Origin of the sequence: Limnobacter thiooxidans (assembly GCF_036323495.1) — a bacterium.
GTDB lineage: Bacteria > Pseudomonadota > Gammaproteobacteria > Burkholderiales > Burkholderiaceae_B > Limnobacter > Limnobacter thiooxidans.
On the sequence record NZ_AP028947.1, the window covers coordinates 78,596 to 91,312 of the forward strand.

The 12,717-nt window shown below is 53.9% G+C and carries 16 protein-coding genes; 9 read left to right on the forward strand and 7 right to left on the reverse strand.

The features are described from left to right. The first annotated feature begins 56 nt into the window (after positions 1-56). On the forward strand, positions 57-605 hold the full coding sequence (locus tag RGQ30_RS00325) for an NUDIX domain-containing protein (RefSeq protein ID WP_130557187.1): 549 nt from the start codon (positions 57-59) through the stop codon (positions 603-605). Positions 606-613: 8 nt separating this feature from the next. Here RGQ30_RS00325 and RGQ30_RS00330 read toward each other — a convergent pair whose 3' ends face one another. Both RGQ30_RS00330 and RGQ30_RS00335 read right to left on the reverse strand, forming a co-directional pair. Beyond that, the gene (locus RGQ30_RS00330) at positions 614-1,258 is read right to left on the reverse strand and encodes an MBL fold metallo-hydrolase (protein ID WP_130557186.1); all 645 of its coding nucleotides are present in this window, start codon (positions 1,256-1,258) and stop codon (positions 614-616) included. A gap of 74 nt (positions 1,259-1,332) precedes the next feature. Then, complete coding sequence (locus tag RGQ30_RS00335; RefSeq protein WP_130557185.1) at positions 1,333-1,710, reverse strand: phosphopantetheine adenylyltransferase; 378 nt, start codon at positions 1,708-1,710, stop codon at positions 1,333-1,335. 79 nt (positions 1,711-1,789) lie between these two features. Between RGQ30_RS00335 and RGQ30_RS00340 the strand changes: the two genes are divergently transcribed. Both RGQ30_RS00340 and RGQ30_RS00345 read left to right on the forward strand, forming a co-directional pair. Beyond that, positions 1,790-2,506 (forward strand): helix-turn-helix transcriptional regulator, encoded by a 717-nt coding sequence (locus tag RGQ30_RS00340; protein WP_130557184.1) that lies wholly within the window; start codon positions 1,790-1,792, stop codon positions 2,504-2,506. Between the two features lie 341 nt (positions 2,507-2,847). After that, positions 2,848-4,152, forward strand: coding sequence for a cation:proton antiporter (locus RGQ30_RS00345; RefSeq protein ID WP_130557183.1), 1,305 nt, complete (start codon positions 2,848-2,850; stop codon positions 4,150-4,152). Between the two features lie 36 nt (positions 4,153-4,188). On the opposite strand, the gene RGQ30_RS00350 is transcribed toward RGQ30_RS00345, so the two are convergent. Further along, positions 4,189-4,707, reverse strand: coding sequence for a RidA family protein (locus RGQ30_RS00350; protein WP_298218353.1), 519 nt, complete (start codon positions 4,705-4,707; stop codon positions 4,189-4,191). A gap of 510 nt (positions 4,708-5,217) precedes the next feature. Between RGQ30_RS00350 and RGQ30_RS00355 the strand changes: the two genes are divergently transcribed. Continuing rightward, positions 5,218-5,634 carry a pyridoxamine 5'-phosphate oxidase family protein gene (locus RGQ30_RS00355; protein WP_338284598.1) on the forward strand — a complete coding sequence of 139 codons (417 nt, stop codon included), beginning with the start codon at positions 5,218-5,220 and terminating at the stop codon, positions 5,632-5,634. 327 nt (positions 5,635-5,961) lie between these two features. Further along, entirely contained in the window at positions 5,962-6,444 is a 483-nt protein-coding gene (locus tag RGQ30_RS00360) for a mismatch-specific DNA-glycosylase (protein ID WP_130557181.1), read from the forward strand. 5 nt (positions 6,445-6,449) lie between these two features. On the opposite strand, the gene RGQ30_RS00365 is transcribed toward RGQ30_RS00360, so the two are convergent. Beyond that, complete coding sequence (locus RGQ30_RS00365) at positions 6,450-6,869, reverse strand: hypothetical protein (protein WP_130557180.1); 420 nt, start codon at positions 6,867-6,869, stop codon at positions 6,450-6,452. 28 nt (positions 6,870-6,897) lie between these two features. Further along, positions 6,898-7,374, reverse strand: a complete 477-nt coding sequence (locus RGQ30_RS00370; protein WP_338284599.1) for a lysozyme — start codon at positions 7,372-7,374, stop codon at positions 6,898-6,900. A gap of 201 nt (positions 7,375-7,575) precedes the next feature. On the opposite strand from RGQ30_RS00370, the gene RGQ30_RS00375 reads away from it, so the two are divergent. Then, entirely contained in the window at positions 7,576-8,079 is a 504-nt protein-coding gene (locus RGQ30_RS00375; protein ID WP_130557178.1) for a flavodoxin family protein, read from the forward strand. A 20-nt stretch (positions 8,080-8,099) separates the two neighbouring features. Here RGQ30_RS00375 and RGQ30_RS00380 read toward each other — a convergent pair whose 3' ends face one another. Both RGQ30_RS00380 and RGQ30_RS00385 read right to left on the reverse strand, forming a co-directional pair. Continuing rightward, positions 8,100-8,744 carry a trimeric intracellular cation channel family protein gene (locus RGQ30_RS00380; protein WP_130557177.1) on the reverse strand — a complete coding sequence of 215 codons (645 nt, stop codon included), beginning with the start codon at positions 8,742-8,744 and terminating at the stop codon, positions 8,100-8,102. Position 8,745: 1 nt separating this feature from the next. Then, positions 8,746-9,111, reverse strand: a complete 366-nt coding sequence (locus RGQ30_RS00385; RefSeq protein WP_130557176.1) for a cupin domain-containing protein — start codon at positions 9,109-9,111, stop codon at positions 8,746-8,748. Between the two features lie 81 nt (positions 9,112-9,192). Between RGQ30_RS00385 and RGQ30_RS00390 the strand changes: the two genes are divergently transcribed. The 3 genes from RGQ30_RS00390 to RGQ30_RS00400 all read left to right on the forward strand — a co-directional run bounded on the left by RGQ30_RS00390 (position 9,193) and on the right by RGQ30_RS00400 (position 12,700). Next, entirely contained in the window at positions 9,193-9,318 is a 126-nt protein-coding gene (locus RGQ30_RS00390; protein WP_298218366.1) for a hypothetical protein, read from the forward strand. 113 nt (positions 9,319-9,431) lie between these two features. Next, positions 9,432-11,297, forward strand: a complete 1,866-nt coding sequence (locus RGQ30_RS00395; RefSeq protein ID WP_130557175.1) for a B12-binding domain-containing radical SAM protein — start codon at positions 9,432-9,434, stop codon at positions 11,295-11,297. Between the two features lie 44 nt (positions 11,298-11,341). Then, positions 11,342-12,700, forward strand: coding sequence for a DsbA family protein (locus RGQ30_RS00400; RefSeq protein WP_130557174.1), 1,359 nt, complete (start codon positions 11,342-11,344; stop codon positions 12,698-12,700). Positions 12,701-12,717 lie beyond the last annotated feature (17 nt).

The window sequence follows — 12,717 nt, forward strand, 5'->3', positions numbered from 1 at the left end:
GGTTAACACCGAGAATTCAATGTGATCAAATGCGAGACTTGTTCCACTGACAATTCATGACCATGCCCAATTCAGAAAAACACCTTGAAGAAACCTGCATCACCAGCACGCGCGTGTTTGATGGACAATTGATGAAAGTAAACCGTGACACGGTGCGCCTGCCCAACGGGGAGGAGTCGGTGCGCGAATACACTGTGCACCCCGGCGCTGTGGCCATTATCCCGATTCTTGACGATGGTCGTTTTGTGATGGAACGGCAATTTCGCTACCCCTTGCACCGAGTATTTCTGGAATTCCCCGCTGGCAAAATTGATCCTGGTGAAGACCCTGTGGCCACGGCCCACCGCGAATTGCTTGAGGAAACAGGTTATGTGGCCCAGTCGCTGGAACACCTCACCACCATTCACCCGGTCATTTCCTATTCAACCGAGAAAATAGAGTTGTATGTGGCGCGTGGCCTTACGCTGCAGGAACGCAAGCTGGATCACAACGAATTTCTGGATGTTGTGCTGGTAGAGCCTGCGGAGTTGATGAAGCAGATCAAGGCCGGCGAAGTGAGCGATGTCAAAACCATCATCGGGGCGTTTTGGGTGGGGCAGGAATAAAGCGCGACCTAGAACTGCAAATCACGAACATAGGGGTTGCGGCGGCGTTCTTCACCAAAGCTGCCTTCTGGCCCGTGGCCCGGAATGAACACAGTTTCATTGCCCATGGGCCACAGGCGGTTGCGGATGCTGTCAATCAGGGTGTCGTGGTCGCCACCGGGAAAGTCGGTTCTGCCCATGCTGCCTACAAACAGCACATCGCCCACAAAAGCGCGTTGAGCTTCTGGGGAATGAAACACCACGTGGCCCGGTGTGTGGCCGGGGCAATGGCGAACATTCAAGGTGGAATTGCCGATTTGAACCGTGTCACCATCAACCAGCCAGCGGTTGGGTGTGAAGGGTTTGGACAAGGGGAAATTGAACATGCGGCTTTGGTCTGCCAGCCGGTCGATCCAGAACTGGTCGCCCACGTGCGGGCCGATAATGGGCAGGTTCAGTTTGCTGGCCAGTTCCGCCACGCCGCCTGCGTGGTCAATGTGCGCATGGGTCAGCCAAATGGCTTCGAGCTGCAAATTGCGATCGGCAATGGCCTTGGTGAGCTTTTCAAGATCACCACCCGGGTCGATGATCGCTGCCTTGTTGGTTTCACTGCACCACACGATGGAACAGTTTTGGGCAAACGGGGTGACCGGGATGGTGAGGTACTGAAGCATGGTGCTGGCTTTTGAATTGAACGGATGATGCACATGGTAGTGAATGTTCCAGGGCGAATCAATTCTGCACAGGCTCAGCGTTTGAGAAAAAACAGTTCATTCAACAGCCCGATCACGAGAAACACGATGAGTACCCAGTCAATTTTGGCCACCCTGACTACCAAGGCGTTGTAGTGCTCAAAAGGCATGGCCAAAACCACAAAGCCCACCGTGCTTATAAGCCCTAGCACCAGTGCAAACACACGGTAGTCTGGTTGAAACAAGGCGTACACAAAAACCAGGGCAACCACGCCGAACAACAAGGCGCGGTGTTGCATCAGCAGCAGGGTATTGGGCTCGGAAAACTCAATGCCGTACAGTTTTTGTAGCCAGGTGGCCCCAAGCGCACCTGTGACTGGCAAGGCATGAATGATTGTGCCCAGCAAAAGGCTGAGGGTGGTGATCCAGGTCATTGGGTTTCTCCATCGGCAAGTGACATCAGTTATTGTGCTTGAACGCGCGCAGACAAACTTTTAAAAAGTGCCTGAGAAAATGAAACTGTTGATTGGTCCCTCAAGAGCAGCCTACATTGGCCCCGGTTTGAATCTTGAGCCTCATCTGAATGCAGCTTGCACCCTGGCGTTCTCGCTGAATGAGCCCATGTTGTTGCGCACCTGGTCAAAAATGAAGGGTTGGAGTGATTGGAACCAGGTTTCTGCAGCATTGATTCCCGGTGGCACCCTTCACCATTTGAAATGCAGTGATCAGGCGAAGATGGTTTTCTATTACCTGGACCCTCTGCAAGACAAAGCCCGACTGGTCACAGAAACCTTGTTGCATGAAGCACGAAATACCTTGTGCGGAATCGACAGCGCCCGTTTGTCCCTGAAAGACATTGAAGGGTGTTTTCCCCGATGTAGTCGACCCGAGTCATCTTCAAGAATCAGGCATGTGCTTGAGGAAATCGAAGCGTGCCCTGCCCAGTTCAATTCGATTGAAGAGGCTGCCAGTCTGGCCTGCCTGTCGAGTTCCCGTTTCAGGGCCTTGTTTGCCCAAGAAGTGGGGCTGCCTTTCAGGCGGTATCGACTTTGGCGACGCATGGCGCATGTGGCGCAGGCTGTGTCCAAGGGGGCCAGTTTGACTGATGCAGCACTTGGTGCCGGTTTTTCAGACTCTGCCCACCTGAGTACATCGTTCAAAACCATGTTTGGTATTTCGCCCGGTTTTTTGTTGAGCAAGGATGTGGAGATTTGTTGTGAGGTGGGGTGAGTGCCCACTGCCCCTGCAGAATTAACAGTATTTCCCTTCAAACAGGTGCCGCACTTTTTCTGTCATGCCTTTGACACCCTCGCGCCTGAAAAAAGTCCACCAATGTTTTTACGCCTGGCGCAAAAGGCATCGACAGGCCAGCCCTGTTGATCAGGCAGTCAACAAAGCTTTCGAGATACACCAGGGCCCGCTGGTGCACCTTACCTGACCTGAGACGTTCTCTGAGCAGGGCCCAATCAGTTGTGGGTGGGTAACATCACTTACCTTTGTCGCCACAGTTTAAAGCGCTTGGCTGTCCATCCATTTGTCCAGGTCCACACAATGTTTCTTGCAGGACGACAATGTCAATTGAATTGTGGTTTCTTCTCATCGGTTTCCTGATGTTGAGCAGAGGACTCGGTAGTCGATATCTGCTGCGGCTTCCTTTCACCCCGGCAATTGTTTATCTCGCCGTTGGTCTTTTGTTAGGGCCGACTATTCTCAACTTGTTTTATTTCGATCCGGTCAAGCAATCATCCGTTCTGGAAATGCTGACGGAGATTGCGGTGCTCATCTCCCTGTTTTCAGCCGGCGTCAAAATGCCGGTACCGGTTCAAATTGCGGATTGGCAAGCGCCGCTACGTCTGGCTTCTATCTCCATGGTGGTAACGGTATCTCTCATTGCAGCCTGTGCTTACATCGTACTCAAATTGCCGCTAGGTGCTTGCGTCTTGCTGGGCGCGGTGCTTGCCCCCACCGATCCAGTGTTGGCAGCCGATACGCAATCCCGCTATCCGGGCGACAAGGATCAACTCCGGTTCACACTGACATGCGAAGCCGGTATGAATGATGGCGCGGCCTTCCCATTCGTCATGCTTGGCTTGGGGCTGCTTGGCTTGCACGATTTGGGAGGCACGGGATGGCGCTGGCTTGTCGTCGATGTGGTGTGGGCGACCGCTGTTGCGATTGGGATAGGCGTGTTAAGCGGCGTTGCAATCGGAAAACTCGTGTGGCGGCTTCGCGGTGCCAACGCAGAGCATGATGTACTCGATGACCTGGTCGGCTTGGGGTTGATTGCGATCGTTTATGGGTTAAGCGAGGTTTTGCAGGCTTGGGGATTTCTTGCTGTGTTTTTCGCTGCTGTCGCGTTGCGCCATACCGAACTCAAGCTTGCACGCGCCATTGGTGTGAAGCCTGAGCAACTCGGCGCAGGCGTTGCCGAACCGGTTGTTGCAGGCGATGATTCCGGCGCGGCGACGCCGCCGATTGTGAGCGGCGAAGCACTGGTGTTCAAGGAACATTTAGAGCGGCTGTCGGAGCTGATGCTGGTTCTTCTTGTAGGCGGCATGCTTTTTTTAGATTACTGGAACTGGCAATCGGTCAGCCTCGCGGTATTCGTGTTTGTCGTGGCACGCCCGGTCAGTGTTGCCATTGGATTGATCGGCACCCAGACGTCGTGGCGAGTGCGCGGCATTGCAGGATGGTTTGGCGTGCGCGGAATCGGCTCCGTGTATTACTTGATGTATGCGATTCAACACGGTCTTCCGGAAGCACTGGCACGCGAGCTAACTTACCTAACCTTGATTGTCATTACGTTGTCAATTGTCGTGCACGGCACCAGTGTCAAACCCTTGCTCAATTTGCTGTGGCGTCGACACGGCAAGTAGCTCGACTCTGCCTGAAGGGTTGGGCACCTGCATGGACTACTTCGGTTTGACTTCGATCGTAGCCTTGAGCGTCAGGGGCACACCGTTGCGTAGGGTGTAGACGCCAACGACCGAGCGGGCATGTAGGCCAGAAGGGCCAAATATCTCGACCAGGAGATCGGAGGCACCGTCTAGGACCCGCGCATGATCTTCGAACTCTGGAACGGTGCAAAGCGAACCCTGGATCTCCACAAATTTGGCTACCTGATCGAGAGACTGCAGTGCGCTCTTAACCGTGGCTAGCAGATTGATGCAGGCCGAGCGTGCAAGAGCGTAGCCCTCTTCCGTCGAGTATTCTTTGCCGAGGCGGCCTTTGGGCACCTTGCCGCCAATGGGAAGTGGTGCTTTGCCTGAAACAAAAAGCAAGGTTCCTGACTGAACGGCGGATACGTAACTTCCCGCGGGGCCGCTTTCGACGGGAAGTTGAATGCCAAGACTCTCGATTCGCTGATCTGCACTCGTGTGGCTGTGATGGTTCGGATGCGGCACTTTCAGGTTCCTGACTTGATTGATCAAACAATAACGGTGATATCCATTTAACCGAATATCGCCAGTTTTTTCTTCAACTCAACTATTTTAAATGTTTGCCAAGGATTGCATGAAGAGGATGAAAAATAAACCCTGGTTATACGCCGACAAAAGGAGAGCTTAGATTTCAATTCTGAAGGACCGGATCATTATCAAATCCGGTTAGATGTTTCAAGGTCGGCTTCTTACCAGAACTCAGACGCCTCACCGGTTAGTCCAAATGCCGGTAATGGCCGACTAAAAGCCACCCCACAAATTTCCCGCATCCTCCAGACCCAACCCAAAGTTTGGCCACGCCACCCAGCGGTGTTTATATTGGGGTGATTGAATTGCAAGGTGCGCTAGACATTTTGAATACATGGCGGTTGTCGGCAAAACCCAACGTGTTTTGACAAATGGATGTCGCCCTTGTATTTCAATCACTCCAGGCAAGACCTTTCCAACACATCCTGGTTGCCCCCGGTGGGTTGCTCGGGAAACTCTCAACAGGAGGACCTCATGGAAAAATCTCAAGAGTTCGCTGACGTGGCCAAAACGATGGCCAAAATCGATGTTTGCATGATGCAAACCGTCGGAGAGCATGGTGTGAACACGCGCCCCATGTCCAACAATGGTGAAGTGGAATACGACGGAGACAACTGGTTCTTCGCCAAATCCGATTCAACCAAAATTGCCGAACTGGCCGAAGACGACCGCGTGCAACTGACTTTCGCTGATCATGATGGCCCCAACTTTATTTCTGTGTGGGGCACCGGCGCAGTGGTGGACGATGTTGAACTGAAGAAAAAACTGTGGCACGAGGGCCTGGAACAGTGGTTTGACAACGGCCCCGAACACCCCGAAGTGGCGCTGATCAAGGTGACAGCCAACAAGATACAAACCTGGGGTGACATCGGCGAGCGCGTTATCGAGTAGTTCGTAACGTGCTTTGGGCAGCGTTCGCTATCGCTGCCCAGCCTTGCTATCTGGCTTCTTCAGTTTGGCGTTTGTAGTCGTCGTGCGAATTTTGGTTGCCTTGCATGCACCGATTTCTCTCGTGCACATCGACGATCTTGTTGCATTCATTTTTCTTCCACTCTTGGCCCGCGCTGTAAAGCTGTTGAGAACTACAGCCCGACAAGCCTGATATCGCCAGGAACACCAGAACAATGAATGTGAAGCGCAAGGGAAAACTCCTTCGTTTAAACTAGCCCTTAGTTTGCCTGACCAGCCACGCCGTATGTTGAACAAGTATCCAACCCAATGAGCGTATTGCCTGACGTACTTCAAGCCGGGCTAAACATTGTGTTCTGTGGCACAGCCCCAGGCACGGTTTCAGCCATGCAGCAAGCCTATTACGCAGGCCCCGGAAACAAGTTCTGGCCCACCCTGTTCGAGGTTGGGCTGACACCCCACCGCTTTACGCCGGCCGAATACCCTGCACTATTGCCACTGGGAATAGGGCTGACCGACTTGGTGAAACACACATTCGGTGCCGACAGCGTGTTGTCCTCTTCCGACTTTGGTCGTGAAGAACTTCAGGCGAAAATACTGCATTACCAACCGCGAATTCTGGCCTTCACTTCCAAGCGTGCGGGGCAGGAGTTTTTGGGTGGACCGCTTCAGTATGGTCCGCAGGAAAGGAAAGTGGGCGATACCCTGCTTTTTGTGTTGCCTTCACCTTCCGGTTTGGCACGCAGGTTCTGGACTGTAGAGCCGTGGCGTGAATTGGCGATGTTGCTTTGATTGCGCTAAGCAGGCTTTCTTGTTGCTTCGAGCAACAACCCATACCAAACGAACCAAAGCGTTGAATCACTCTTCAAGAGGTGCGCAATAAAAAACTCGCCTTCACATTCAAGGTTTAAAACCTGAGTATTCTTGGGGAACTGGGTGCTGGCATCCAATCTATAAAGTTGCAGGAACTCTGTGACAGTTTGTTCGCCCTGTTTGATTTCGTCGTATTGACAAACCTGATTTTGAAGTTGGATTTGGTGCTGGGAAATCACCAGCTTTTCATTTATCAGCGCTGAGGATTCCTCCTCTCCAATGCCAACAATTTGAGCAGCTGATTTCTCTTTCCGGATGGACCAGTTTCCATGTAGGTCGTCCACCGATAAATTGTTTGAGCAAGCCGTAAGGCTGAGGAACAAAACGAATATCAACTTGTTCATTATGAGAAACCTCGGTCAGATTTTAAACTCAAGGCTGCGCTTGAAAAGGCACAATTTCCCGTTTGCGGCGATTGGCAAGTCCATTGGAGTACTGTTTTTTACTCGGTTTGCCATCTTTACTTTTCTGGGTAATGTAAACAAAACGATTCATTTCTTCAGCCACCAGTTTGTGTTCACCCTTGTTGGCCAAAGCAAGCACGCCACGTGCATTTCCCACGCCGGTGTTAAATACAAAGCTGGTTAAGCTATCAAATTGCGCCTGGCCCAATTCAGTTTCCCTTACATAAAACCGAACATATTTTTGTGCTTCTTCAAGCCGATCGTGAAAAGTCGCGTTCAATTTAGCCAAGTCATACCTGGTCTTTTTCTGTTTTTCCGTGCATGGACTGTAACTGAGCAGAATCCCGATACCCACCGTGCAATTGCCAGCGATATCGTCGTAGGGCATGGCAGAAAAACCTTCATCTTTGGATATGTGGTCAATTCCTGCTTTTGAAATGGTCATTGTGGCGTTTATTGGCTTTTGAATTGCAACATTTGACATGATAGGCATCAACTCGCTAGGGTGTTGTGGCCAGCAAGTCTAATTCGAGTGTGCAAGGTCCTCAAAACAGTACCTTGATCAGGTTAATCATGAATCGCACTTGCAAGGACAGCATTGGAATAAAATTCAAGACCATTCACATAGCAAACACTTACTCCCCCAATGAAAAACCTGCTGATTATTTACCACTCCATCACCGGTGGCTCCAGGGCCATGGCGCAGGCATTGGCTGAAGGGGCGGCGGAAGAAATGGACGCTGAAGCGGGAATCCAATCTTTGCTGCTTCAAGCGAGTGAGGCCACTGAACAGCATGTGCTTCAGGCCGATGGTTATGTTTTCATTACCCCGGAAACTTTGGGGTCAATGGCGGGTTTGATGAAAGACTTTTTCGACCGGACCTATTACCCGGTGCTGGACAACATCAACGGCCGGCCTTATGCCGTACTGGTGTGTGCGGGCAGTGGCGGGCAAGGTGCGGTCAAGCAGATTCAGCGCATTGCCATGGGTTGGCGTTTGAACCTGATCGCCGAACCCATGATTGTTTGTACCCATGCACAAACACCGGGTGACATTCTTGCTCAAAAAATAATCAACCCAGGCGATTTGGAGCGCTGCCGTGAACTGGGTGCCGCTTTTGCCAGTGGTTTGGCTATGGGTTTGTTCTAACCACTACTCATTTTCGCTACTTAGTTTCTCCACTCCGGCAGACGCACGTTGCGCCACACGGCAAAGGCGCGCAGGCCCACGGTGACCAGTACACAGCCCAGCATGTTGACGTAAGCGGGGTTGTCCAATTCGCGAAGGGCGATGTAGGCCCAACCACCAAAGAAAGCGCAAATGGCATAGGGGCGGTGGTCTTTGAAGGCCTGTGGAATTTCGTTACACACAATGTCGCGCAGCACGCCGCCGAACACGCCAGTGATTACCCCCATGAATACCGCAACCAGGCTGGGCAGGCCCGCTTGAATGGCCGCAAACACGCCTGCGGCGGTGAACAGCCCCAGCCCTAAGGTGTCGGGCCAGGCGATGGCTTTCTCGGTGAAATGAAAATGTCGCTGCCGCATGAACAGCATGGCCACCAGGCAAAGCACGAACACGGCCCACAGCAGTTCAATGTGCTTCACCCAGAAAAAGGGGCGCACATCCAGCAAAAAGTCGCGCAGCGTGCCGCCACCAAACGCGGCCAGAAAAGCGACCACGCAAACCCCCACCGCATCCAGCCGCTTGCGTGCGCCTTCCAGAATGCCGCTGAGCGCGAAGGCCAGTGTGGCCACCACCTCAATAAGCAGTTGAATATTGTGGCTTAGCTCGCCAGCGTTGATGGGGTCCATATTACTTGATCGCTTCGCGATCAATGATCACGTAATGTTTGCGCACAGGCTCCAGCACTTCAAATACGCCGGTGAAATCAGCCGGTATAACTCCGGCATCACCAGGGCCAAATTGTTTCGCTTCTCCTTGGGCATCGGTGATTTGAATTCGCCCCTCCAGCACATGAAAAAACTCGTCTTTCCCAGCGGCAAAGGCAATGCGCCACGCCCCGGTTTCGCAAGCCCATATACCTGCATTCACGCCATTGCTGTTGTAATGGTTCAGGGTGGTGCGCAGGGGGTTGCCCTTTTCCAGCCGGTCAGGGCGGGGGCGGTCGTATTCCGGCGGCGTCTGGGTGTCCGCAAATGAAAGCAGTTTCACTGGCATGAATTGAACTTTGTATTGAATCGTGGTCTATTGTAAATGCAGGCAGATTGGCCGCCGCTTTATTTTCCAACGGAGTATTTCATGAAAGCAGTTGTAGCAAAAACCAGTGTATTCCTGACCAGCGTATTGGCCGCCACCTATGCATTCGCAGGTTCATGCTGTGAAGTGGGTGCCGTGTGTTGTGCCCTCAGCATGCCTTGCTGCTAAACCCCAGGCTTGCATTTGTTAAAAATACAGACCACCGGGTGTAGAATCTAGCCACATTCTGCCCGAGGTTTACTGTGTCTACTGCATTCCGTGTGTTGTCGTTCATCCCGCCGATGACACAGCTCAACACACCCTACCCGTCTACCGCTTACATCACCGGCTTTCTGCGCAAGCAGGGCATCGATTCCGTGCAAGCTGACATTGCGCTGGGCCTGGTGCTGACCCTGTTTTCCCCGGAAGGGCTGGACCGAATTGCCGCAGAAATTGAGCAATACGAGGAAGTGACCGAGCGCGTGGCCCTTTTCATGGACCAGTTCAGCCGATACCGCGCCACCATTGCGCCCACCATCCGCTTTTTGCAGGGTGGCGATTCCACCCTGGCCCACCGCATCAACAGCCGCGGCTTTTTACCGGAAGGCCCCAGGTTCGAAACGCTGGATGTGTATGTGGACGAAGACGGTGGCGACCCGCTGGCCTGGGCCTTTGGTGCCTTGGGCGCGCAAGACAAGGCCCGCCACCTGGCCACGTTGTATCTGAACGATTTGGCCGATGTGATTGCCGACGCAATTGATGAACGATTCGAATTTGTTCGCTATGCCGAGTCCCTGGCGGGCAGCCAGCCCAGCTTCGACCCCTTGGCGCAGGCGCTTGAACAGCCTTTCACCCTGATTGATGAAATTCTGGTGGAGCTGACGCTGGCTGAGTTCAAACGCCAGCAACCCCAACTGGTACTGTTGTCCGTGCCTTTTCCGGGTGCGGTGTATGCCGCCCTGCGCATGGCCCAAGCCATGAAAGCAGAAAACCCGGCCGTCAAAATTGGCTTGGGTGGCGGCTATGTGAATACCGAGTTGCGCGAACTGGCCGAGCCCCGCCTGTTTGATTTTGTTGATTTTGTCACGCTTGATTCTGGCGAGCGCCCTTTGCTGTGCCTGATCGAACACTTGCAAGGCAAGCGCGGCCCGCAACGCCTGGTGCGCACGTTCACCCGCAACGCAGAAGGCCAAGTGCAGTACACCAACTGGGCTGAACCCGATGTGCCGTTTGGCGATGTAGGCACCCCAACCTGGGATGGCCTGCCCTTGGCCCAATACCTCAGCCTGCTGGACATGCTCAACCCCATGCACCGCCTGTGGAGCGACGGGCGCTGGAACAAGCTGACCGTGGCGCACGGCTGTTACTGGAAAAAGTGCAGCTTTTGCGATGTGTCGCTGGACTACATTTCCCGCTATGAAAATGCCACGGCTACCGAGTTGGTCAATCGCATTGAAGCCATTGTGGCTGAAACGGGCCAAACCGGTTTTCATTTCGTGGACGAGGCTGCACCCCCCAAAGCCTTGAAGGCCCTTGCGCTGGAGCTGATTGAGCGGCAAGTTTCCATTTCTTGGTGGGGCAATATCCGGTTCGAGAAATCCTTCACGCCCGAGCTGTGCCAGTTGCTGGCCGACAGTGGTTGCATCGCCATCAGCGGCGGGCTTGAAGTGGCTTCCGACCGGCTGTTGAACTTGATGAAGAAAGGCGTGTCGGTGGAACAGGTGGCCCAAGTCACCAAGGGTTTCACCGATGCTGGTGTGCTTGTGCATGCCTACCTGATGTACGGTTTCCCGACCCAGACCGTGCAAGACACGGTGGACGCACTGGAATACGTGCGCCAGCTGTTTGCTGCTGGTTGTATACAGTCAGGCTACTTTCACCGCTTTGCCTGCACGGTTCATTCGCCGGTGGGCAAAAACCCCGAGGAATACGGTATTCAGTTGAAACCCATGCCGCAAGGCACTTTTGCCAAAAACGACATCGGCTTTATCGACCCGACCGGCGTGGACCATGGCGCACTGGGTGAAGGCTTGAACAAGGCCCTGTACAACTACATGCATGGCATTGGGCTTGACCAGAATGTACGCAGCTGGTTTGACCAGAAAGTGCCCCGCCCCACAGTGGCCAGGGATTTCATTGATCGCGCGCTAAATATTGACAGTATGTAAATATCAGGCGAAAGTGCTGTAAAACAATAACCAGAGACAGCACCATGAGCCTGAAAACCCTGTTGATGCCCGCCATCACTCAAAGGCGTTTTGCACGCAGCACCTTGTTGGCCAAGCGAGCCAAGGCAGAAAAGGCTCGGCAAGCCGCCCGGCGTCCTCACGAGGTGCATTACTTTCATCAGATCGATGACCCTTACAGCCACTTGCTGGCGCAGGCTTTGCCTAGGTTTCTGAGCCTTTACAACATTCAACTGATTCCGCATGTGGTCAGCCCGCCGCCCGACTCAGCGGCGCCCGAGCGTGAAAAACTGGTCGCCTACAGCCGCGTGGACGCAGCCCTGCTGGCCCAGCGCCATGGATTGAAGTTCACCGACCCCGGCTACCAGCCCAATGCGCAGCGGTGCGCGCAAGCCAAGCACACTTTGGTGGCTGCCATTTTCGCTGGACAGTTTGGCGAGCATGCGGCTGCGATGGGCCAATGGTTGTGGGCCAGCGATGAAACACGGGTTCCACCCGAGCAAGTCAATGGCTTGAAACCGGTGTCCAATGAAGAGGTACAAGCCCACATTGCACAGGCGGATGCCTTGCGGCAAAAGCTGGGGCATTACCTGGGCGGCATGCTGTATTACGAAGGCGAGTGGTACTGGGGAATTGACCGGCTGTACCACCTGGAGCAACGCTTGCAGGAACTGGGTGCCCAGCGCAGCGGGTCAGGTGGCGTGCCCGATTCCGTGTTGTTTGCACCCGATGACGGGTTGGCGCAGGCCAACGCACTGACCAACCCACTGAGCAACCCACCTGCCATTGATTTCTTTTTCTCCTTCCGCAGTCCTTATTCCGCCATTGTGGCGCCCCGGGTATTCGAACTGGCCCGTCAAACAGGTGCGAAAGTGAACTTGCGCTATGTGCTACCCATGGTGATGCGGGGCTTGCCCGTGCCCAAGGTAAAGCGCGAATACATTGTGGTTGACACCGCCCGCGAAGCCCATGTTCGCAACATTCCGTTTGGTCGCCTGAATGACCCTGTTGGCAAACCCACCGAGCGCGGCCTGGCTCTGATTCCGTTTGCGGAAATGCACAGCTGTGGGCCGGAGTTTGTATTGTCTTTCATGCATGGCGTGTGGGCTGAAGGTATTGATGCGGGCAGCGACAAAGGCCTGCGAGCCATTGTGGAACGCGTTGGCTTGCGTTGGGAAGGTGCCCAAGTGGCCCTGCTTCACACGGCCTGGCGCGAAGTGGCGGCAGCCAATAGGGAAGAATTGTTTGCTGCTGGTTTGTGGGGTGTGCCCTCCTTCAAGGTGGGCGACACGGCAGTGTGGGGCCAGGATCGCCTGTGGGCAGTGAAAGCAGCCTTGGAAGCGGCTGCAGGCAAGGCGTCGCGGGGACGGTCAAAAAAAGCTTGACCTTGCCACCTTGTCAG